We start from the raw sequence: 20,807 nt of genomic DNA, 5'->3' as shown, positions 1-20,807 counted from the left end.
CTACTGACACTCGCCCCACTCGCCCCACTCGCCCCACTCACCCTGCTCACAAGCCACCTCCCATCCGCGCCCCGGCCGGTTCCGCAGCCGGTTCCGCAGCCCGCGCAAGGGACCGCGCCGCCACCCCGGCGGCGATGGTTCCGCTCTCCACGACCACCGCGCCCGCATCCCTCAACACCCGCTCCTGAAGGTCTAGTTGCTGGGGATCCCGATCGGTCCCCACCACGAACGTCAGCACGGCAGGGCGTTCACCCTCGTGCGATGTCAGCGCTCTCGCCACCTCGCCCGCTGGATCCTCCGCCGCCCCGTGGCCGAGTACCACGTCGAGGATCACCGCAGCGGTCGTCGGGTCGTCCAACGCCGCCCGCAGATACGCGGTGCGCACCCCGGGGTCGATCATCGGGTGCGGTCGGCCCGCCGTGTACGCGTCGTCGCCCAGGTCGAGGACCACGTGCCCGTCGGGCAGCCGCGGCACCTCGGCCGGTACCTGGCCTGACGCTTCGCGCGCGATGTCGCCGAGTGCGGGGCGCAACAGCCACTCCGCCTCGTACGCGAAGGTTCCGCCTGCGTACAGGCCGCGTATCCAGCGGCGCGGGGCGCGCGGGGCCGGGAGTTCGGGCGGCGCCGCGGCTGTTGCCGGGCGGCCGAGCGCCAGGGTCGCCGCACACCGTGCCGCCTCGTGCAGGGTGGGGGCCAGTGTCACCTCCGGTGGAGCGGTGCCGCTGCCGTCCCAGCCGAGGAAGCAGGCGATCACCGGCTTTCCGGTCCCGGCGGCGCGCTCCAGGACCCGCGCCGCGACCTCGGGCGCGGGCGGTTTGGACACCAGCACGACGACATCCGTGGCCGGATCGGCGGCCAGGGCGTCAAGGGCTCCCAGCATCGAAAGGCCGCCCACATCGGCGCTCAGGTCCCTGCTGCCGGTGCCGATGAGGTGGCTGACGCCCGCGCCCATCGCGTGCAGCAGACACGACACCTGCTGGAGCCCCGTGCCGGAGGCCCCGGCGAGGCCCACGCCGCCACGGCGCACGGCGTTGGCGAAGCCCAGCGGGACGCCGTCGATGAGCGACGTGCCGCAGTCCGGGCCCATCACCAACAAGCCCCGGGACGCGGCTTCCTGTTTGAGCATCAGTTCGTCCTCGACCGGGACGTGGTCGCTGAAGACGAAGGCGTGCATCCCTCGGCGCAGGGCCTTGAGCGCCTCAGCCGTGGCGTACGCGCCCGGGGTCGAGATCAGCGCCAGGTCGGCGTCCGCGGGCGCGCCCGCCAGGGAGCGCAGAGGCAGGTCCTCCTCGGGGCCGTCCGACTCCGGTCCGCCCGACTCCGGTCCGCCATCCTCGGTCAGCCCGGCCAGCGCATCCGCGAGCGCGGCTTCCGCCACGGCATCGCCCTCCTCGTCGGAACAACTCACCGCGACGATCAGGTCGTTCGGCCCCGCGCTCCGGCCCTCACCGGCCAGCATGCCCGCGCGGTCGAGCACCTCCTGGTTGGCCGGAGTGCCCATCACCAGGCTCGCGGTCAGGACGCCCGGCCGTTCGGCGAGGCGTGCGGCCACCCTCATCAGGGCGACCGAATCGGCGTACAGATCCTTGTGGACGGCGTTTCGCAGCACCATGCCACCGACTGTAGGGAGCACACCCCACCCGGCGGCATGGCTCCGGATGCCAGCACCGGCCAGGGGTCTACCGGCATCAGGTGACAGTGACCCGGCCGCGCCCGCCCCCTGACGATGGGATCTTCCCGCACCCGACTTCCCACCCGACTCCCACCCCCGCCTCCCCGCCTCCCCGCACTGGCCCCCCGTGCACGCACACCCCGACACGAAGGGACCGCCATGCCCCGTACCGTCAGCGAGGCGACCGAGGACTTCGCCGCCTCCCGTCTGCCCGAGTCCGAACGCCGCTCGACCCTCTCCATCACGCTGGTGCGGATGGGCTTCACCGTGTCGGCGACCGATCTCCTCTACGGCATGTCGCTCGGCCTCTTCTTCGACTTCTGGACGGCCGTGGCGATCGCGCTCGGCTCGTCGCTCGTGGTCAGCGCGGTGTCGGTGCTGTGCGGCCTCATGGGTCAGCGCGAGCGCGTGACGACCGCGATCGGCATGCAGCTGACGTTCGGCAGGGACGGCAGCCGACTGCCGTCCCTGGTGATCGCCGTCCTGTCGGCGGGCTTCGTCGGCTACAGCACCGGCATCACCGCCGGTGTCCTGCCGGGCGGGGACGACCCGGTGACCGGACTCGTCTACTGCGTGCTGCTCAGCGCCGTCTACACCGCCCTGTCGATCATCGGCTTCGGCAAGGGCCTCACCTGGGTGGGCCGGATCAGCGTCCCGCTGATGCTGGCCGCCGTCCTCGTCGCGGTGGTCGCGACCGTGCGGCACGCGGGCGGCCTGGGCGCCGTCCTGGCGAGCGATCCGGTGCGCGGCGGCGAGGTCACCGTACTGGCGATGTTCGCGCTCGGGGTGAACAAGTGGATGACGGGCGCGACCGTCACGCCGGACATCACGCGGTTCGGCAGGACTCCGGGCACGGTGTGGACGACGACGCTCGCCGAGTTCGTCGTCGGCAACTTCGGCTTCAACATGCTCGGGATCCTGATCGGCCTCGGCGTCGGGCTCGGCGACATGGGCGACGCGTTCGCCGTCGTGGGAGTCGCGGGGCTCGCGGCCGTGGCCGTCTTCGTGCAGGGCTTTCCGCACGAGGTGAACAACATGTACGCGGCGAGCCTCGCCGGGCGGTCCGCGCTCGGTCTGCCACGGCTCGTGGTGAACGTCCTGGCTGGTCTCCTCGGCGCGGGTCTCGCGTACTACGGCCTGAGCGCCGGAATCCTGGACGCGTTCCTGACGTATCTGGGCCATCTCGGCTATGCGATCCCGCTGATCCCGGGCATCCTCATCGCCGACTACTTCGTGGTGCGGCGCGGTCGCTACGACCTCGATCTCGCCCAGGTGTCACGGGTCAACTGGCGTGCGATGGCGGCGTACTTCGGTGGGCTCGGCGTCAATCTGTGGCTCGGTTTCGGGCTCGGGGACGAGCTGTGGCACGCGCTGCCGCTGACCGGGGCCCTCCTCTATCTGGCCCTTTCGGCACGGCAGATCCGCGCGGCACGGGACGCGGCGGCGACCGCCCCGGCTCAGCCGCGGTCGCGGGCCGCCAGCATCCGGCGGGCGTGAACGGCGAGTTCGGCCTGCAGACGGCTCATCGGGTGGCGCTCCAAGCCCCCGGTGAGCCGTTCGATCTGGCGCAGGCGGTAGCGCAGGGTGTTGTAGTGGACGTGCAGGCGGGCGGCCACCGTGACGCCGTTGCGGTCGTGCAGCAGATACGCGCCGAGGGTCTCGACGAGGCTGCCCTCGTTGAGGCGGTCGTAGTCGAGGAGCGGTCCCAGGGCGTCGTCGACGAGGCGGCGCAGTTCGCTGTCGGGCAGCTGGCCGAGCAGGCGGTAGACGCCGAGTTCGGTGTAACCGCGGACGAAGTCGGGGCCATGCACCTCGCGGCCGAGGGTCAGGGTCTCCACGGCCTCCTCGTAGCTGTGATGGAAGTCCGCGAAGTCCTCACGGACGGTGCCCGCGGCGACCACGACGTCCCAGGCCGGACGGGCGGCGGCGATGGCGGCGTGCACGGCGCGACAGCGGCCGGTGAGCGAGTCGCCCGGCTCGACGAGCATGGCGAGGCCGCTCTGGCTGCCCCAGACGACGGCGTCCGCGCCCACCACGCCGCGCACCAGCGGCACCAGGCGCTCCTCCAGGGAGAGTTCGGTGACCGGCGCGCCACCTGACGGGTCGTGCACCTCGACGAGGACGGCGGCCCGCGGCACATGCGGGTTCCAGCCCATGGCGGCGGCGCGGCGCACGGTCTCCGCACGGTCGCGGGGCGGCCGGGACACCAGTTCCATCAGCATCAGGGCCCGGTAGCGCTGCTGCCGGCTGGTGACGGCCCGCTCCTGGGCCGCGACGGTGGCCGCGACGGTGGTGGCGTGTTCGAGCGCCACTTGCTGGTGGGCGTCCCCCTGCCCGGCGTCGGCGGTGGTCCACAGTCCGACGCTGCCCACGGGCGCGCCGTCGACGTGGATGGTGCGGGCGGCGGTGGGCGGGCTCTCGGCGGGCGGCGCACCGGCCGAGGCGACGATCGCGCCGTGCTCGTCGCGCACGGCGGCCGCGCAGCCGGAGAGTTCGAACAGGACGTTCATCAGCTCCTGGTAGGAGCCGCCGCTCAGCGCGACCCGGGTGAGCCGCTCGTGGATGGCGCGGGAGCGTTCGAGCTCCAGGGCCTGCCGGTTCAGGACGGTGCCGATGACCTCGGAGAGGATGTCGTTGAACATCACGGCGCCGGGCAGCTTCACGATGGGGAAGCCGAGTTCGTCGGCCGCCGCCAGCATGTCCGGGGGCAGTTCGGGGAGGTAGGGGCCGACCTTCACGCCGAGCCCGGCCAGGCCACGCTCGGCGAGGACCGGCACGAGCGCGGACAGCGCGTCGGTGTCGTCGCGCACCGCGTAGGCGGTGGTGAGGAGGAGTTCACCGCCGCGCATCCAGCGGACGATGTCGGGGACTTCCATGATGTTGACCACGCGGATACGACGGCCGTCACCGCGCGCCCCGGCCACCAGGCGCGCACCGCCGAGGCAGGGCAGGGCCAGGGCCTCGCGCACGGTCAGACCCGCCCCGGGCGCGGTCGGGGCGTCCTGGGCGGAACCGGTCCCGGATATCGTCATGCCCAGTCACTATGCGTCGGCTCGGTGCCCTGGGTAATACCCGCGGCGTAACTTCCGTGTTTCCCGCCGCTCACCTTCCCTCCTGTTGTCGCCGGGTGTCAGTCGGGGCGGCGCCAGGCTGGCATCTCGTGCCCATGACCGGCCCGGATGCCCAGACCTACGGTTTCGGCATGACTCCCCGAACAGCGCACCGTACGGCGGTGGTTGCCATCGGAGGCAACGCGCTGCTGCGGGGTGGCGGTCACGCCACCATCGCCGAACAGTTCGACGCCGCACGGCGCCTGGCCGTCCCGCTCGCCGCACTTGCGGGCACGGGACGGCGGCTCGTGATCACCCATGGCAACGGCCCTCAGGTCGGCTTCATCAAGCGCCGCTCGGATCTGGTAGCGGACCTGGCTCCCGAACTCCCGCCGCTCGACCTGGACATGTGTGTGGCGGACTCGCAGGGCAGCATCGGCTACATCCTGGCGAGCGCGCTCGGCGGAGCGCTGCCCGCCGAGCGGGTCACGGCGCTCGTCACCCACACCCTGGTGGACCCCGACGATCCGGCGTTCGCCCGACCGACCAAACCGATCGGTGCGTTCTACCCACAGGACGTGGCGCGCGTCCTCGCCGCCGAGCACGGCTGGAGCGTCGCCGAGGACGCGGGGCGCGGCTGGCGCCGGGTGGTTCCGTCGCCCCGGCCGCGCCGTGTCCTGGAGACGGAGGCGGTGCGCACGCTGTCGGCCGCCGGGTTCACGGTGATCGCCGGGGGCGGCGGCGGGATACCGCTCGTGAGGGATGCCGACGGCGGCCTCAGGGGCGTGGAGGCCGTCATCGACAAGGACCTCACCTCGGCGTGGCTCGCCGGGGAGCTGGGCGCGGAGCTGCTCGTCATCACGACGGGGGTGGACCGGGTCGCCGTCGACTTCGGGCGGCCGACCCAGCGGTTCCTGGACCGGCTCGGCGCGGACGAGGCCCGACTGCTGCTCGAAGCGGGGCAGTTCCCCGAGGGCAGCATGGGCCCGAAGATCCGGGCCGCCCTGGAGTTCTTGGCCGGCGGGCCCGGCCGCGAGGTGCTCATCACCTCGCCGGAGGGGCTCGCGGCGGCGCTGGGCGGCAAGGGAGGCACCCGGATCACCACAGAAGGAGACACTGATGCTGCTGGCAGCGGGGCAAGGCCCGATCGACGGCGCGCACTACATGGAGGCCACTGAACAGAACGTCCTCTGGGGCCGATTGCCGTGCCGCGAGACGAAGGCGGTCCTCACCGTCGACTCCGGTGACACGGTCACCTTCGACACGGTGTCGCATGAGGGCATCCTGGAGGACCAGGGCCGCGATCCGGTGGCGTTCTTCGGCGGGTACGGGGTTTCGGAGCGCGATGTCCTGCCCGACGCACGGGAGTTGGCCGCGTCCGCGGTCGCACGCGACCCGGGCGCCGACGGGCCCCACGTCGTCCTCGGGCCGGTGCGTGTCCGCTCGGCGCAGCCGGGTGATCTCCTCAAGGTGGAGATCCTCACCCTGTACCGCCGCGCCGACTACGGAATCGTCTCCACTCGGCACGGGCACGGCGCGCTGCCGGGTGAATTCGCCGAGAAGGGCCCGGAGTTCACCTTCTGCAGGGCCGACGGCGACACGGGTTCCATCGCGTACGGCGTCGGCCGCAGCGTCCGCTTCCCGCTCGCGCCGTTCCTCGGCATTCTCGGCGTGGCCACCGACTCCGACACGACGGCGCACACCGTGCCGCCCGGCGCGCACGGCGGGAACCTGGACATCCGGCACCTGGTCACCGGCAGCGCGCTCTACCTGCCCGTGCAGACCGAGGGCGCGGGCTTCCACACCGGCGATCCGCATTACGCGCAGGGCAACGGCGAGGTCGCGCTCACCGCGTTCGAGGCGCCGCTGCGGGCCACGGTCCGCCTCACGGTCGTCAAGCAGGCGGCGACGGACCTGGTGGCCCGCCCCTTCGCCGAGACCGACACGCACTGGATCCCCGTCGGCCTGCACGAGGATCTCGACGAGGCGATGCGGGACGCGGTCCGCGCGGCCCTGGACTTCCTCACCGGGCGCTTCGGGATGGAGCGGCACGCCGCGTACGCGTATCTCAGCGCCGCGGCCGACTTCGAGATCTCCCAGGTCGTGGACCAGGTCAAGGGCGTGCACTGCCTGATCCGCAAGTCCGACTTCGAGACCTGACCGGGAGCGGCACCCATGGCTGATCTGATCCTGCTCGACGCGCGCGTCGAGGACGCGGCGCACCCCTGCGACATCGTCGTCACGGACGGCCGCATCACCGGCCTCGGCGACGCACCGCCCGGCCTGACCTCCGATCTGGAGATCGACTGCGCGGGCCGTGTCGTCGTCCCCGCGTTCGTCGAGCCACATCTCCACCTCGACAAGGCCCTCCTGGACGGGGTGCGCGCCAACCCGGACGGCACCCTCGCCGGGGCGATCTCCGTCACCGGCGCACTCAAGGCCGGCTTCACGCGTGACGACGTACGCGACAGGGCGCGCCGCGTCATCGAGTCGGCGCTCCTGAACGGCACCACCGTCATCCGGGCGCACCCCGACGTCGACCCGATCGCCGGCCTGCTCGGCGTGGAGGTGCTCCTGGAGCTGCGCGGCGAGTACGCGCACGCCCTCGACCTCCAGATCGTGGCGTTCCCCCAGGAGGGTGTCCTGCGCTCACCCGGCACGGAGAAACTGCTGCGTGGCGCGCTGGCCGCAGGGGCCGATGTCATCGGCGGCTGCACGTACAACGAGGCCACGCTCGACGACTGCCGCGCCCAGGTCGAGCTGGTCCTCGACCTGGCGGTCGAACACGGCGTCCCTGCCGATCTGCACGCCGACTTCGGCGACGACGCGTCCGACCCCCGGTACGCCCTGGCCGAGTTCATCGCCGCGCAGACCGCACGGCGCGGGCTCGGCGGCCGGGTCGCGCTCGGCCACATGACCTCGCTCGCGGGGCGCCCGCCCGCCGAACGGGCCCGCGCGACGGCGGCGCTCGCCGACGCGGGCGTGGCCGTGGTGCCGCTGCCCGCCACCGATCTGCACCTGGGCGGCAGGAACGACAAGGCGGCGATCCGCAGAGGTGTCGCCCCGGTGCGTGAGCTGTGGGACGCGGGCGTGGTCACGGCCTGCTCCTCCAACAACATCCGCAACGCCTTCACCCCGTACGGCACCGTCGACCAGCTCGACACCGCTCTGCTGCTCGCCCAGACCGGGCACCTCTCGGGTGCCGACGACCTCGGCCGGGTGCTGCGGATGGTGACCCACGAGGCGGCGCGCGTCGTGGGCATCGCGGACGACTACGGCGTACGGCTCGGTGCCCGCGCCGATCTGCTCGTCCTGGACACGACGTCGTACGACGACATCGTCCTCGACCGTCCCGAGCGGGCGTATGTGATCAAGGCCGGAAGGGTGGTGGCGCGCTCGATCCGGACCCGCGAACTGCTGGGCCCCTGAACCCACTTCGACCCAACTGCCGCACCCCGCACCCCGCACCCCGCACGGCTTTGCGCACTCTCCCCTCCCCCTCCCACCCAAGGAGCCCTCATGCGCGAACGCCTCCCCCATGAAATCGTCGCCTCCGTGCTCGCCGGACTCACGGCGTTCATCGGCGGCAACGCCCTCCATCTGCCGCCCTGGGCCATCTTCATCAGCTGGGCGGGGACCTTCCTGCTCGGCGGCCCGAGCCTGGCCAACGCCAAGCGGCTGTGGCTCGCGATGCCCGCGGGCTCGACGTTCGCCCTGCTCATCGTGCTCATCGAGGAGCACGCGGCGACGGCGCTCGGTGAGGGCCAGTTCGCCCGCAACTGCATGCAGGCGCTGGTGATCCTCTGCGTCAACAGCGCGCTGATGTACGTGGGCAGGATCAAGGCGCTGTCCCTGATCCCCGGCATGTTCTTCGGCTTCGCGAGCTACTTCGCCACGTTCTTCGGCGGCTTCGGGTACGACCCGGGCAACCCCTGGTCGGCGTGGGTCTGCGTCGTCGCGATGAACGCCCTCGGCCCGGTCTTCGCGTATCTGTCGATGAAGCTGACCTTCCCGGTGAAGGAGACTTCGGACACGACGGCTGCGACGCCTGCGACCCCGGCGAAGGCATCCCTGCCCATCAATCACCCCTCACGCCCCACCGGTTGAGCATGCCCACGCCCGCGTACGTATGTACGGGAGACACCACCTTCACCATCCGGAGCTCTCCCATGGCAGACGCGGGCAACGTCACCGCCCTCTTCCGCGCGTCGACCGCGCACAGCCCCTCGTACTCCGCGCTGAACAGGGCGGCGGCGGACGGCGGACGGCCGCTCGTCGACTTCTGCATCCCGTGCAATCCGTACTTCCCGACGACCGAGATGTACGAGGAGCTCGGCGGGCGGCTGCGGGACATCCTCACCTACTACCCGAGCGGCGCCGACACCATCGCGGCCGAGCTCAGTGCCGTGCTCGGGCTCAATCCGCAGACCGTCGTGATGGGCAACGGTTCGACCGAACTCATCACCTGGATCGACCACTTGCTGGTGCGCGACGCGCTCGCTGTGCCCGTGCCGACCTTCGGGCGGTGGACCGACCAGTCGATGGAGACCGGCAAGCGGGTGGACATGTACCTGCTTCCGGAGGCCGACGGCTTCGTGCTCGATCCGGCGGCCTACGTCGACTTCGTGCGCGCCCGCGGCTCCCGCACCGCGGTCATCTGCAACCCCAACAACCCGGACGGAGGTCTGCTTCCGCGCCGCTCCGTGCTCGCGCTGCTGGACGCGCTGCAGGATCTCGACCTGGTCGTCGTCGACGAGTCGTTCCTCGAGTTCGCCGACGCGGGGCCGGAGTCGAGCGTCGCCGACGAGGCGGTGCTTCGCCCCAATGTCATCGTGCTGCGCAGCCTCGGCAAGAACTTCGGGCTGCACGGCGTGCGCTTCGGCTATCTCGTCGCCAATCCGGGCCTGGCGGGACGGGTGCGGGCCGCACTGCCGAAGTGGAACCTCAACTCCTTCGCGGAGACAGTGGTGTTCATGCTGAAGCAGCACCGCCACGCCTACGACCTGAGTCTGCGTCAGGTGCGCCGCGACCGCCAGGAGATGATCTGGCACCTCGGGCGGCTTCCCGGGCTCACCAGCTATCCCTCGCAGGGCAACTTCGTGTACGTGCGGCTGCCCGACGGCGTCGACGGAGCGGTCCTGCGGGACCGGCTGCTCGCGGAGCACGGCATCCTGGTCCGCGAGTGCGGCAACAAGATCGGCAGCTCCAGCCGCTTCCTGCGCCTGGTCGTGCGTCCGCCGGTCGACGTGGAGCACCTGGTGATCGGTCTTGAGAAGGTGCTGTACGCGACCGGGGACGCCGGACTCCTGCCGGTCCCCTACGGCTCGGGGAACCCCGCGGTGGACCGCCTGGTGATGCGGGCCTGAGTCAGGTCATCGGTGCGCGAAAGCGCTCATCGCCTCCGTGGGCACGCCGTCGTAGTCGAAGAGCGCCTGGTTCTCCCAGGCGTTGCCCGTCGAGGGGACCGTCGGGTCCCAGCCGTTGCCCTCGACGGCGGTCCAGGTGGCGTCCCACCAGAAGACGCCGAGCCCACGGCCGGACGGGACCGCCTCGACGACGCTCTGGACGTCGCGGAACCAGGCCGCCTGGCCCGCCTCGGTCGCGGGGTAGCCGCCGACGAGTTCCTCGGCCTTGTCGATGACGTTCTCCCAGTCGTCGTCGCTGTCCAGGCGGAAGGGGTAGGCGGTCTCGGCGACGTAGAGCGGCTTGGCGTAGCGCGCCGCGAGGTCGTCCATGTTGGCCTGGAGGTCGCTGAGGGCGCCGTGCCAGTAGCCGTAGAAGGACAGGCCGATGACGTCGAAGGGCACGTTGCGGGAGACCGCATTGTCGAACCACGTGCGGTACAGGGCGTTGTCGCCGCCGTTGGCGAGGTGGAGGGCGACGAGCGTGCTCGACGAGACGGCCTTCGCGGCCGTGGCCCCCGCCGTCAGTAGACCGGCCAGCTGTGCCCAGTTGGAGGTCGAGCCCGTCGGCCAGAGCATTCCTCCGTTCAGCTCGTTGCCGATCTGCACCATGTCGGCCGTCGTGCCCTGCGCCTTGAGGGCGCTGAGGACGTCGTACGTGTGGTCGTGGACGTCTGTCTTCAGCTGGGCGTAGGAGTGCCCCGACCAGGCCGACGGGATGGTCTGGGCGCCGGGGTCGGTCCAGGTGTCGGAGTAGTGGAAGTCGACGAGGAGCTTCATGCCCCGCGCCTTGACGCGCTTGGCCACGGCGAGTACCCGGGCCTTGTCGCAGTAGCCGTCGGCCGGGTCGACCCATACGCGCAGGCGGGCGTAGTTCATCCCGGCGGACTTGAGCACGGCGAGCGCGTCGGCCGTGGCGCCCGACCCGGTGCGGTAGACGCCGCCGAAGTCCTCGCTCTTCTTGAGTGAGGAGATGTCAGCACCCTTGACGGGCAGGCTGGTTGAGCCCGGGGTGAGCGCGATGTCGTCGAAGTTAGCCCAGTTCCCCGCGTTCGCGTCGGAGTACAGGCGGATGGTGCACGCGTTGCCGGTCACCGTGACGGAGGTGACGAGGCGGATCCAGCTGCCGTTCGGGGTGGGCGGCAGGTCGGTGCGCTGTTCGGCGGAGCCGCTCTTGAGGGCCAGGTAGGCGGAGTTCTGCCCGCCGCTTGAGCGGACCCAGGCGGTGAGCGTGTACGTCCCGTTGGCGAGGCCGGTGAGGTACTGGTACGTCTCGACCTTGTACGCCGACGCCGACCAGTGCGCAAGGCGCAGGCTGCCGCTGCGGCCGCCCGCCTCCGTGAACGAGGCGCCGGTGCTGCCGTAGGTGCTCCAGCCGGTGGTGCCGCTCTCGAATCCCCCGTTGGTGAGGGTGGACGCGGCGCTCGCGGACCGGGCGGGCAGGGCCATGGCGGCGGCGCCTCCGAGGGCGGCCGCCAGGACGGCTCTGCGGGTGGCGCGTGCTCCGCGTGGCTCGCTCGAACCGGGCGTTGTTCCGTTTCCGTGCATCGTCGATGTCCCTTCGACTTCGCGGTACTTGGGGTGGGGATGGGGGGGCGGTGGCGCCGCGCCGGAGGATCTCCGCGCTCAGAGGTCTCCGCGCGACGCCACCGGGCCGGGTGGGGTCCCCCACGGACCCGCCCGGCGTCTGGGGGGGTAGGTCAGCCGTCGAGGCGGACGACCCGTACGGCGCCCGCGGGCACGGCGAGGCGGCCCGCGGCGCGCTCGCCGGTGAGGAGTTCGGTGCCGTGGGCGTCGAGCGGCACCTTGGCCTCGGACTCGGTGTGGTTGATCGCGAAGACGAAGGTGCCGGTGTCGCCCCGCCGGGTCACGACCTCGACGTCACGCGGGAGTTCGGGCCGCTCGGTGACGCCCGCGTCGGCGCAGGCACCGGCGACCAGGGTGTCGAGATCGCGTGCGGTCAGCCGCGTGGAGACGTACCAGGCGGTGCCGTCGCCGATGCGGTGCCGGGTGACGGCGGGCCGTCCCGCGGCCAGGCCGTCCGCGTACGTCCACACGGTCTCGGCGCCGCGCGGCACGACGAACTCGGTCCACACGTCGCCGGTGAGTTCGGCGCCGTCGGGTCCGGTGATGCGCACCGAACGGCCGTCGAGCAGCGGTGAGAACTCCTCGACGGTCAGGCCGAGCACGTCGCGCAGGGCGCCGGGGCAGGGGCCGGGGTGCACGGCGTCGTGCTCGTCGACGATGCCGGAGAAGTAGGAGACGAGGAGGGTGCCGCCCTGCGCCACGTACTCCTTGAGGTTGAGGGCCGCGGCCTCCGTCGCCAGATACAGCGCTGGCACGACCACCAGGGGGTATGCCGACAGGTCGGCCTCGGGGTGGGCGAAGTCGACGGTGAGGTGGCGGTCGTAGAGAGCCTCGTAGAACGTGTCGGCGCGCTCCCGTGCGTCGTGGTCCTCGCTGGGCCGCCACTGCAGGGACTGCGCCCACCAGGAGTGCCAGTCCCACAGCATCGCCACGTCGGCGACGGTCCGCGTGCTCTTCAGCGAAGCCAATTCACTTACTGAAGCGCCCAGTTCGACCACCTCGCTCCAGACCCGGGAGTCCGTTCCCGCGTGCGGCAGCATCGCCGAGTGGAACTTCTCCGCGCCGCTCCGGGACTGCCGCCACTGGAAGAACAGGGCGCCCTCGGAGCCGCGCGCGACGTGGGCCAGGGAGTTTCGGGCCATCTGCCCCGGCGCCTTCGCGGGGTTGCGGGGCTGCCAGTTGACGCCGGACGTGGAGTGTTCCAGGAGCAGCCAGGGGGCGCCGCCCGCGACGGAGCGGGTGAGGTCGGCGGCCATGGCGAGGTTGACGTGGGTGCGGCGGCCGTCGGTGATCAGATAGTGGTCGTTGGTCACGAGGTCGACCTCGCGGCCCCAGGCCCAGTAGTCCAGGGAGTCGCACTGGCTCAGGGCGGTCATGAAGTTGGTGGTGACGGGGGTGCCGGGGGCGAGGCGGTGCAGGATGTCGCGTTCGCGCACGAAGTTCTCGCGCAGGGTGGCGTCGGCGAATCTGCGGTAGTCCAGGGCCTGGGCCGGGTTGCCGACCGTGGGCGTGACACGCGGCGGCTCGATCTCCTCGATGGAGCCGTAGCGCTGCCCCCAAAACGCCGTGCCCCACGCCTCGTTGACCGCCTCCACACTCCCGTACGCCGCCCTGAGCCAGACCCGGAAGTGCGTGGCGCAGGAGTCGCAGTAGCAGGCGGAGACCGGCACCCCGTACTCGTTGTGGACGTGCCACATCGCGAGCGCGGGGTGCTCGGCGTACCGGCGGGCGAGCTGCTCCGTGATGGCGGCGGACGCCTCGCGGTAGGCGGTGTTGCTGTGGCAGATGGCGCCGCGTGAGCCGAATGCGTAGCGCACGCCCTCGGCGGTGACGGGCAGGGCGTCGGGGTGCGCGCGGTAGAACCAGGCGGGCGGCGCGACCGTCGGGGTGCCGAGGTCGGCGCGGATGCCGTTCTCGTGCAGGAGGTCCATGACCCGGTCGAGCCAGCCGAAGTCGTGCGTGCCGGGGGACGGTTCGAGCAGAGCCCAGGAGAAGATCCCGACGCTCACCATCGTGACGCCGGCCTCGCGCATCAGCGCCATGTCCTCGCGCCAGACGGATTCCGGCCACTGCTCGGGGTTGTAGTCCCCACCGAAGGCGAGCCCGGTCAGGCCCGTGGGGGTGGTCTCCGGCATGGATCTCTCCCGAGTCGTCGATCAGTTGGGAACGTGAGTGGAAACATCAATTGGGAACGTGCACACACACTTTCACGGTTCTGAGTTCAACATAACCGCACAGCAACAACCATTGACAAGTGTCCTGGATGTTTCTCTACTGTGAACGCTCACAGATGCGTGGCAGGCCGCTCGACACAGCGGGCACAGCCACCCGGTAAGGGGAGACCATCCATGCCGTTCACGAAGCACCGCCGCTTCTGCGCCACTTCGCTCGCCCTCGCCCTCGGCGCCGCGGCGCTCACCGCCTGCGGCTCGTCGGACGACGAGAGCAAGGGTGATTCGGGCCCCGCCTCCCTGACGTACTGGGCCTGGACGCCCGGCATGGACAAGGTCGTCGACCTCTGGAACAAGGGGCCCGGCAAGAAGGAACAGATCGACGTCACGGTCAAGAAGCAGGCGTCCGGCGACACGCTGGTCACCAAGATCCTCACCGCTCACAAGGCCAAGAAGGCCCCCGACCTGGTCCAGGCCGAGTACCAGGCGCTGCCGACCCTCGTCAGCAACGACGCGCTCGCCGACATATCCGGTGAAGTGGGCGTGGTGAAGGGCGAGTTCCCCGAGGGCGTCTGGCAGCAGACGACACTCGGCTCGGACGCGGTGTACGCGGTGCCGCAGGACTCGGGGCCGATGATGTTCTACTACCGCGCGGACCTCTTCAAGAAGTACGACCTCAAGGTCCCCGCCACGTGGGACGAGTTCGCCGAGACGGCCCGAGCGCTGAAGAAGAAGGCGCCGGACAAGGACCTCACCACGTTCTCCGCGAACGACTCCGGGCTCTTCGCGGGCCTCGCCCAGCAGGCGGGCGCCAAGTGGTGGACCACCAAGGGCGAGAAGTGGAAGGTCGGCATCGACGACGGCGCCACGCGCAAGGTCGCCGACTTCTGGGGCGGCCTCGTCAAGGAGGGCGCCGTCGACAACCAGCCGATGTACACCCCCGCCTGGAACAAGGCCCTGAACACCGGCAAGCAGATCGCCTGGGTCAGTGCCGTGTGGGCGCCCGGCACCCTCACCACCGCCGCACCCGACACCAAGGGCAAGTGGGCCATGGCGCCGCTGCCGCAGTGGTCCAAGGGCGAGCACACCACGGGGAGTTGGGGCGGATCCTCGACCGCCGTCACCACCGACAGCGGGCACAAGGAGGCCGCCGCCAAGTTCGCCGCCTGGCTGAACACCGACCCGAAGGCCCTGGACGCGCTCGCGAAGGAAGGCGGCATCTACCCCGCCGCCACCGCCGCCCAGACCAGCGGCGCGTTCACCGAGCCCCCTGCCTTCTTCGCCGGCCAGCAGGACTTCTACCCCCAGGCAGCGAAGATCGCGAAGACCGCGGCTCCCGGCGCCTGGGGCCCGAACGTGAACGTCGCGTACACCTCGTTCAAGGACGCCTTCGGCTCGGCCGCCAAGAACAGGTCCGACTTCGGCGGCGCCCTGAACACCATGCAGGACACGACCGTGGCCGACCTGAAGAAGCAGGGCTTCGGAGTCGCGCCGTGACCTCCGCACGCCCCCGCCGCCGCACGTCCCACGGGGTCAGGAGCGCTCCGTACGCCTTCCTGCTCCCCGCCACGCTGCTCTTCGCGCTCTTCTTCGCGCTGCCCATCGGCTACGCGCTCTGGCTCAGCCTCCACAAGGTCGAGGTGGAAGGCCTCGGCCTCGGCAAGGACGCCCGGCGCGAGGTGTGGGCCGGGATCGGCAACTACACCGACGCGCTCACCGACTCCGAGCTCCTGCACGGCGCGCTGCGCGTGCTCGGGTACGGCGCCATCGTCATCCCGGTGATGCTCGGCCTCGCCCTGCTCTTCGCGCTGCTCCTGGACACCGAGCGGGTGCGCCTCACCCCCTTCACACGCCTCGCGATCTTCCTGCCGTACGCCGTGCCCGGGGTCATCGCCGCGCTCCTGTGGGGATTCCTCTACCTCCAGGACGTCAGCCCCTTCTTCTACGTCCTCGACAAGCTGGGCCTGCCACAGCCCGATCTGCTCGACGGCGGCCCCCTCTATCTCGCGCTCTCGAACATCGCGGTCTGGGGCGGCACCGGCTTCAACATGATCGTCATCTACACCTCGCTGCGGGCCATCCCGGCCGAGGTCCACGAGGCGGCGAAGCTCGACGGCTGCTCACAGCTCCAGATCGCGCTGCGGATCAAGATCCCGATGGTGGCGCCCTCGCTGGTGCTCACGTTCTTCTTCTCGATCATCGCGACGCTCCAGGTGTTCAGCGAGCCCACCACCCTCAAGCCGCTCACCAACTCCGTCTCCACCACCTGGAGTCCGCTGATGAAGGTGTACCAGGACGCCTTCGGCAAGGGTGACATCAACTCCGCCGCCGCCACCGCCGTAATCATCGCGGTCGCCACGCTCGTCCTGTCCTTCGGGTTCCTGCGCGCCGCGAACTCCCGTACGAAGAAGGAGGCGACCCGATGAGTTCGCCGGGCTCACTCGCCGTCCGCAAGACCCGGCCCGCCGCGGGCACCACCCCCGGCACCGCACAGGGCCCGCCCCCGCCCCGCCGGATCGCCGTGCTTCCGACCGCCGTCCTCGCGCTCGGCGCCCTGTACTGCCTGCTGCCCGTGCTCTGGGTGGTGATCGCCTCCACCAAGTCGGGCCGCGAGCTGTTCTCCACGTTCACGTTCTGGCCCGGCAGCGGCTTCGCCGACAACCTCACGGACCTGTCCGCCTACCGCGACGGCATCTACTGGCAGTGGATGGGCAACTCCGCGCTCTACGCGGGCCTGGGCGCGCTCCTGTCCACGGCCGTCTCCGCGGTCAGCGGCTACGCGCTCGCGATCTACCGCTTCCGCGGCCGCGAGACCGTCTTCAACATCCTCATGGCGGGCGTCCTGATGCCGCCGGTGATCCTGGCCGTGCCGCAGTACCTCCTGCTCGCGAAGGCCGACCTCACCGACTCCTACGCATCGGTCCTGATGCCGCTGATCCTCTCCCCCTATGGCGTGTACCTCGCCCGGATCTACGCCGCTTCGGCCGTGCCCGGCGATGTCGTGGAGGCCGGGCGGATGGACGGCGCGAGCGAGTGGCGGATCTTCACGCGGATCGCGCTGCCGATGATGGTGCCGGGCCTCGTGACGGTGTTCCTCTGCCAGTTCGTGGCGGTGTGGAACAACTTCCTGCTCCCCTACATCATGCTCAGCGACGACGAGAAGTTCCCCATCACGCTGGGTCTGTTCACGCTCCTGGAACAGGGCTCCAACACCCCCGCGCTCTACACCCTGGTGATCACCGGGGCCCTTCTGGCCGTCGTACCGCTCATCGCCCTCTTCCTGGTCATCCAGCGCTTCTGGAGCCTCGACCTGCTGTCCGGAGCCGTAAAGTCGTGACCATGAACGCAACGGGGGGCAGGCGCAGGCCGCCGACGATCCACGACGTGGCCCGCGAGGCCGGCGTCTCGCGCGGCACGGTGTCCCGCGTCCTCAACGGCGGGCACTATGTGAGCCCTTCCGCCCAGGAAGCCGTCAACGCGGCCATCCGCAAGACCGGTTATGTCGTCAACCGGCACGCCCGCTCGCTGATCACCGGGCGCTCCGACTCGGTGGGTTTCCTGCTCACCGAACCGCAGGAGCGCTTCTTCGAGGACCCGAACTTCAATGTCCTGCTGCGGGGTTGCACCCAGGCGCTCGCCGCGCACGACATCCCGCTGCTCCTGATGCTGGCCGGAACCCCGGACGAGCGGCGCCGCATCATGCGCTACATCACCGCGGGCCACGTCGACGGGGTGCTCCTGGTCTCCAGCCACTCCGGCGACCCCGTCGCGGACGAGCTGCGCGATGCCGGAGTCCCGCTGGTGGCGTGCGGGAAGCCGATCGGGCAGGCCTCCAAGGTGAGCTATGTGGCCGCGGACGACCGGGACGGCGCACGCGACATGGTGCGCCATCTCCTCTCCCTCGGGCGGCGCCGCATCGGCACGGTGACCGGGCCCCTCGACACCCCCGGCGGCGTGGACCGGCTCGCGGGCTACCGGGAGATCCTCGCCGAGGAGGGCATCACGGTCGACGAGCGGCTCATCGCGTCCGGCGACTACAGCCGGGCGGGCGGTGAGGCCGCCGCGACCCGGCTCCTTGCCCAAGCCCCCGATCTGGACGCCGTGTTCGTCGCATCGGACCTCATGGCGCAGGGCGTCCTCACCGCTCTGGACCGCGCGGACCGCCGCGTCCCGCAGGACATCGCGGTCGGCGGCTTCGACGACTCGCCCGCCGCCCTGACCGCACGCCCGGAGCTGACGACGGTCCGCCAGCCCTGGGACCGCATCAGCGCCGAGATGGTGCGGGTGCTGCTGGCCCAGATAGGCGGCGAGGACCCGGCCGCGGTCATCCTGCCGACCGAGCTCGTGATCCGCGGCTCCGCCTGACGTACAAGGACGAGGCCGCGGGGTGGGTTTCTGTCCCGCGGCCGTGAGGGAGGGACCCGAACATGACTGACGCCTTGGCCACCGGCCGGGACGGCGCCGTGACCAACTGGGCAGGGAACATCACCTTCTCGGCCCGTGAGTTGCACCGGCCCGCGTCGCAGGCCGCCCTGCGGACCCTCGTCGCGGGCAGCCGCCAGGTGCGGGTGCTCGGCAGCGGCCACTCGTTCAACCGGATCGCCGACGTGGACGGCGCCTGGGCGGACACCGCCCTGCTCTCGCTCGCCGCCCTTGAGCCGTCCGTCGACGTGGACACCACGGCGCGCACCGTGCGCGTGTCAGGAGGCGTGCGGTACGCCGAACTCGCCCGGCACGTCGCCTCGCACGGGCTCGCCCTGCCGAACATGGCCTCGCTGCCGCACATTTCGGTGGCCGGTTCGGTCGCTACCGGGACGCACGGCTCGGGCAACGGCAACCGGTCTCTCGCGGAGGCCGTACGCGCGGTGGAGCTGATGACCGCCGACGGGGAGACGCGCGTACTGAGCCGGGGCGACGACGGCTTCGACGGCGCAGTGGTCTCGCTCGGCGCGCTCGGCGTGGTCCTCGCCCTCACTCTCGACCTGGAGCCAGACTTCACGGTGAGCCAGCAGGTGTTCGGTGAACTCCCCCTGTCGGGACTGGACTTCGATGCGGTGTCGGCGGCGGCGTACAGCGTGAGTCTGTTCACGGACTGGCGTGGGCCGCGCTTCAACCAGGTGTGGCTCAAGCAGCGCGGCGATGCCGCCGCCGCCTTTTCCTGGGCGACGCCCGTGAGCGAGCCGCGGCATCCGGTGCCTGGCATGCCCGCCGTCAACTGCACCGAGCAGCTGGGCGTGGCGGGGCCGTGGCACGAGCGACTCCCGCACTTCCGGGCCGAGTTCACGCCGAGCAGCGGGGCCGAGCTCCAGTCGGAGTACCTGCTGCCGCGCGAGCACGCCATCGCCGCGCTGCATGCCCTGGATGGACTCAGGGGCGAGGTGGCGCCGGTCCTCCAGGTCTGCGAGGTGCGCACGGTCGCCGCCGACACCCAGTGGCTGAGCCCCGCACACGGCCGGGACACCGTGGCGTTCCACTTCACCTGGGTGCCGGACGCGGCGGCCGTGCTCCCGGTGGTCGCACTCGTCGAGGAGCGCCTGGCGCCGTTCGCGCCCCGGCCGCACTGGGGCAAGGTGTTCGCCGCGGACCCCGCCGAGCTGGGCAACCGCTATCCGCACGCGGCCGACTTCGCGACTCTGGCGCAACGCCTCGACCCACAAGGGAAGTTCCGCAATGCCTTCGTGCGCTCTTTCGTGCGTCCCCTTCTCCAGTGACCCGGCCACGTGAGAGCCACGGCTACTCCGGGCCGTCCTCGGAGTTCCGGCGTAGAATTGCAGCAAACCGGTCAATTCGACCAGCAGTGGCAGAGCGCCCCGCCCGCAGCTTCCTGGCCGAAGGATGGGGAGCGAAATGACCGCGCAGACACATGACCTCGACCCGGTGCGGCAGGAGCGGTTCGCGGAGCGGATGGTCGAGGTGCTCAATGACTCCTGCCTGGGATACCTGTGCAGCCTCGGTCACCGGACGAGACTGTTCGACGTGCTGTCCGGCCTGCCTCCGGCCACCAGCGAGCGGATCGCCGAGGCCGCGGGCCTGGATGAGCGCTACGTACGGGAGTGGCTCGGCGGGATGACCGTGGGCGGCTTCGTCGAGTACGCCCCGGACGACGGCACGTACTGGCTGCCGCCCGAGCACGCCGCTTCCCTCGTCCGGGCCGCCGGCCCCGACAACATGGCCTCCTTCCTGCAGGACCTCGCCCTCCTGGGCATCGTCGAGGATCAGGTCCTTGAGGCGTTCCACAAGGGCGGCGGCGTGCCGTACTCGTCCTACCCCCGCTTCCAGGATCTCCAGGCCGAGGAGACCGCGAGGGTGTACGACGCCGCCCTCGTGGAGTCCATTGTCCCGGTGGCGCCCGGCCTGCCGGAGCGGCTGCGTGAAGGCATCGACGCGCTGGACGTCGGTACGGGGCAGGGGCATGCGGTGATCCTCCTGGCCGAGGCGTTTCCCGCCAGCCGCTTCCGCGGCGTGGACATGTCCGAGACCGGCATTGCGGCAGCTCGCGACGAGGCTGCGCGGCGCGGTCTTGCGAACGTCCGGTTCGACGTGGCGGACTCGGCCGAACTGACCGGCTCGTACGACTTGATCACTGCCTTCGACGTGATCCATGACCTGGCCCGCCCGGCGCGCACCCTGTCGGCGATCGCCGACGCCCTGCGCGACGACGGTGTGTTCCTCATGGGGGACATCGCCGCCTCGAGCAAGCTGGAGGAGAACCTCGACCATCCGCTGGGCCCCACCCTTTACACCTTCTCGGTCTTCTACTGCATGACCGTCTCCCTCGGCGAGGGCGGCGCCGGCCTCGGCACGGTGTGGGGCAGGCAGACCGCCCTGCGCATGCTGGCCGAGGCCGGATTCGGCGACGTCGACGTCCGCCAGGTGGAGGGCGACATCCTCAACGTCTACTACGTGGCACGACCGGGACACTGAC

The 20,807-nt window shown here is 71.0% G+C and carries 16 protein-coding genes; 12 read left to right on the top strand and 4 right to left on the bottom strand.

Annotation, left to right across the window (positions count from 1 at the left end; genetic code table 11):
• Window positions 1-46: 46 nt before the first annotated feature.
• Complete coding sequence (gene fdrA / locus M4V62_RS37205; RefSeq protein WP_249591585.1) at window positions 47-1,612, bottom strand: acyl-CoA synthetase FdrA; 1,566 nt, start codon at window positions 1,610-1,612, stop codon at window positions 47-49.
• A gap of 219 nt (window positions 1,613-1,831) precedes the next feature.
• Here fdrA and M4V62_RS37200 point away from each other — a divergent pair, with 219 nt between their 5' ends.
• Entirely contained in the window at window positions 1,832-3,169 is a 1,338-nt protein-coding gene (locus M4V62_RS37200; protein ID WP_249591584.1) for a purine-cytosine permease family protein, read from the top strand.
• On the opposite strand, the gene M4V62_RS37195 is transcribed toward M4V62_RS37200, so the two are convergent.
• Window positions 3,130-4,704: a PucR family transcriptional regulator gene (locus M4V62_RS37195; protein WP_249591583.1), complete on the bottom strand. Its 1,575-nt coding sequence runs from the start codon at window positions 4,702-4,704 to the stop codon at window positions 3,130-3,132. The two genes, M4V62_RS37200 and M4V62_RS37195, sit on opposite strands and share 40 nt — an antisense overlap.
• A gap of 170 nt (window positions 4,705-4,874) precedes the next feature.
• Between M4V62_RS37195 and M4V62_RS37190 the strand changes: the two genes are divergently transcribed.
• The 5 genes from M4V62_RS37190 to M4V62_RS37170 all read left to right on the top strand — a co-directional run bounded on the left by M4V62_RS37190 (window position 4,875) and on the right by M4V62_RS37170 (window position 10,088).
• Window positions 4,875-5,900, top strand: a complete 1,026-nt coding sequence (locus M4V62_RS37190) for a carbamate kinase (protein WP_249591582.1) — start codon at window positions 4,875-4,877, stop codon at window positions 5,898-5,900.
• On the top strand, window positions 5,842-6,882 hold the full coding sequence (locus M4V62_RS37185; protein ID WP_249591581.1) for an acetamidase/formamidase family protein: 1,041 nt from the start codon (window positions 5,842-5,844) through the stop codon (window positions 6,880-6,882). Before M4V62_RS37190 ends, M4V62_RS37185 begins: the two co-directional genes overlap by 59 nt.
• A gap of 15 nt (window positions 6,883-6,897) precedes the next feature.
• Window positions 6,898-8,151 carry an amidohydrolase family protein gene (locus M4V62_RS37180; RefSeq protein WP_249591580.1) on the top strand — a complete coding sequence of 418 codons (1,254 nt, stop codon included), beginning with the start codon at window positions 6,898-6,900 and terminating at the stop codon, window positions 8,149-8,151.
• Window positions 8,152-8,241: 90 nt separating this feature from the next.
• On the top strand, window positions 8,242-8,829 hold the full coding sequence (locus M4V62_RS37175) for a DUF1097 domain-containing protein (protein WP_249591579.1): 588 nt from the start codon (window positions 8,242-8,244) through the stop codon (window positions 8,827-8,829).
• A gap of 62 nt (window positions 8,830-8,891) precedes the next feature.
• Window positions 8,892-10,088, top strand: a complete 1,197-nt coding sequence (locus M4V62_RS37170) for a pyridoxal phosphate-dependent aminotransferase (RefSeq protein ID WP_344646356.1) — start codon at window positions 8,892-8,894, stop codon at window positions 10,086-10,088.
• A gap of 6 nt (window positions 10,089-10,094) precedes the next feature.
• Here M4V62_RS37170 and M4V62_RS37165 read toward each other — a convergent pair whose 3' ends face one another.
• A complete protein-coding gene (locus tag M4V62_RS37165) occupies window positions 10,095-11,672 on the bottom strand; it encodes a glycosyl hydrolase 53 family protein (RefSeq protein WP_425575160.1) in 1,578 nt (525 codons plus the stop codon).
• 152 nt (window positions 11,673-11,824) lie between these two features.
• Window positions 11,825-13,846: a beta-galactosidase gene (locus M4V62_RS37160; protein ID WP_249591578.1), complete on the bottom strand. Its 2,022-nt coding sequence runs from the start codon at window positions 13,844-13,846 to the stop codon at window positions 11,825-11,827.
• Between the two features lie 213 nt (window positions 13,847-14,059).
• On the opposite strand from M4V62_RS37160, the gene M4V62_RS37155 reads away from it, so the two are divergent.
• The 6 genes from M4V62_RS37155 (at window position 14,060) to M4V62_RS37130 (ending at window position 20,806) form a co-directional block, all read left to right on the top strand.
• Window positions 14,060-15,379, top strand: coding sequence for an ABC transporter substrate-binding protein (locus M4V62_RS37155; RefSeq protein WP_249591577.1), 1,320 nt, complete (start codon window positions 14,060-14,062; stop codon window positions 15,377-15,379).
• A complete protein-coding gene (locus M4V62_RS37150; RefSeq protein WP_249591576.1) occupies window positions 15,376-16,308 on the top strand; it encodes a carbohydrate ABC transporter permease in 933 nt (310 codons plus the stop codon). Before M4V62_RS37155 ends, M4V62_RS37150 begins: the two co-directional genes overlap by 4 nt.
• On the top strand, window positions 16,305-17,219 hold the full coding sequence (locus M4V62_RS37145; protein ID WP_249591575.1) for a carbohydrate ABC transporter permease: 915 nt from the start codon (window positions 16,305-16,307) through the stop codon (window positions 17,217-17,219). Before M4V62_RS37150 ends, M4V62_RS37145 begins: the two co-directional genes overlap by 4 nt.
• A complete protein-coding gene (locus M4V62_RS37140; protein WP_249591574.1) occupies window positions 17,216-18,247 on the top strand; it encodes a LacI family DNA-binding transcriptional regulator in 1,032 nt (343 codons plus the stop codon). The genes M4V62_RS37145 and M4V62_RS37140 overlap by 4 nt, the downstream gene beginning before the upstream one ends.
• A 62-nt stretch (window positions 18,248-18,309) precedes the next feature.
• Window positions 18,310-19,593, top strand: coding sequence for an FAD-binding protein (locus M4V62_RS37135; RefSeq protein WP_249591573.1), 1,284 nt, complete (start codon window positions 18,310-18,312; stop codon window positions 19,591-19,593).
• Between the two features lie 136 nt (window positions 19,594-19,729).
• Window positions 19,730-20,806: a class I SAM-dependent methyltransferase gene (locus M4V62_RS37130; protein ID WP_249591572.1), complete on the top strand. Its 1,077-nt coding sequence runs from the start codon at window positions 19,730-19,732 to the stop codon at window positions 20,804-20,806.
• The last annotated feature ends 1 nt before the right edge of the window (window position 20,807 follow it).

Source organism: Streptomyces durmitorensis (assembly GCF_023498005.1).
Classification (GTDB): domain Bacteria; phylum Actinomycetota; class Actinomycetes; order Streptomycetales; family Streptomycetaceae; genus Streptomyces; species Streptomyces durmitorensis.
This window is presented reverse-complemented; position numbering and strand designations above follow the sequence as displayed.

Excerpts from the sequence above, each read along its gene's own strand:
- fdrA (WP_249591585.1), bottom strand. The coding sequence starts at position 1,612 with ATGGTGCTGCGAAACGCCGTCCACAAGGATCTGTACGCCGATTCGGTC.
- M4V62_RS37200 (WP_249591584.1), top strand. The coding sequence starts at position 1,832 with ATGCCCCGTACCGTCAGCGAGGCGACCGAGGACTTCGCCGCCTCCCGT.
- M4V62_RS37195 (WP_249591583.1), bottom strand. The coding sequence starts at position 4,704 with ATGACGATATCCGGGACCGGTTCCGCCCAGGACGCCCCGACCGCGCCC.
- M4V62_RS37190 (WP_249591582.1), top strand. The coding sequence starts at position 4,875 with ATGACTCCCCGAACAGCGCACCGTACGGCGGTGGTTGCCATCGGAGGC.
- M4V62_RS37185 (WP_249591581.1), top strand. The coding sequence starts at position 5,842 with ATGCTGCTGGCAGCGGGGCAAGGCCCGATCGACGGCGCGCACTACATG.
- M4V62_RS37180 (WP_249591580.1), top strand. The coding sequence starts at position 6,898 with ATGGCTGATCTGATCCTGCTCGACGCGCGCGTCGAGGACGCGGCGCAC.
- M4V62_RS37175 (WP_249591579.1), top strand. The coding sequence starts at position 8,242 with ATGCGCGAACGCCTCCCCCATGAAATCGTCGCCTCCGTGCTCGCCGGA.
- M4V62_RS37170 (WP_344646356.1), top strand. The coding sequence starts at position 8,892 with ATGGCAGACGCGGGCAACGTCACCGCCCTCTTCCGCGCGTCGACCGCG.
- M4V62_RS37165 (WP_425575160.1), bottom strand. The coding sequence starts at position 11,672 with ATGCACGGAAACGGAACAACGCCCGGTTCGAGCGAGCCACGCGGAGCA.
- M4V62_RS37160 (WP_249591578.1), bottom strand. The coding sequence starts at position 13,846 with ATGCCGGAGACCACCCCCACGGGCCTGACCGGGCTCGCCTTCGGTGGG.
- M4V62_RS37155 (WP_249591577.1), top strand. The coding sequence starts at position 14,060 with ATGCCGTTCACGAAGCACCGCCGCTTCTGCGCCACTTCGCTCGCCCTC.
- M4V62_RS37145 (WP_249591575.1), top strand. The coding sequence starts at position 16,305 with ATGAGTTCGCCGGGCTCACTCGCCGTCCGCAAGACCCGGCCCGCCGCG.
- M4V62_RS37135 (WP_249591573.1), top strand. The coding sequence starts at position 18,310 with ATGACTGACGCCTTGGCCACCGGCCGGGACGGCGCCGTGACCAACTGG.
- M4V62_RS37130 (WP_249591572.1), top strand. The coding sequence starts at position 19,730 with ATGACCGCGCAGACACATGACCTCGACCCGGTGCGGCAGGAGCGGTTC.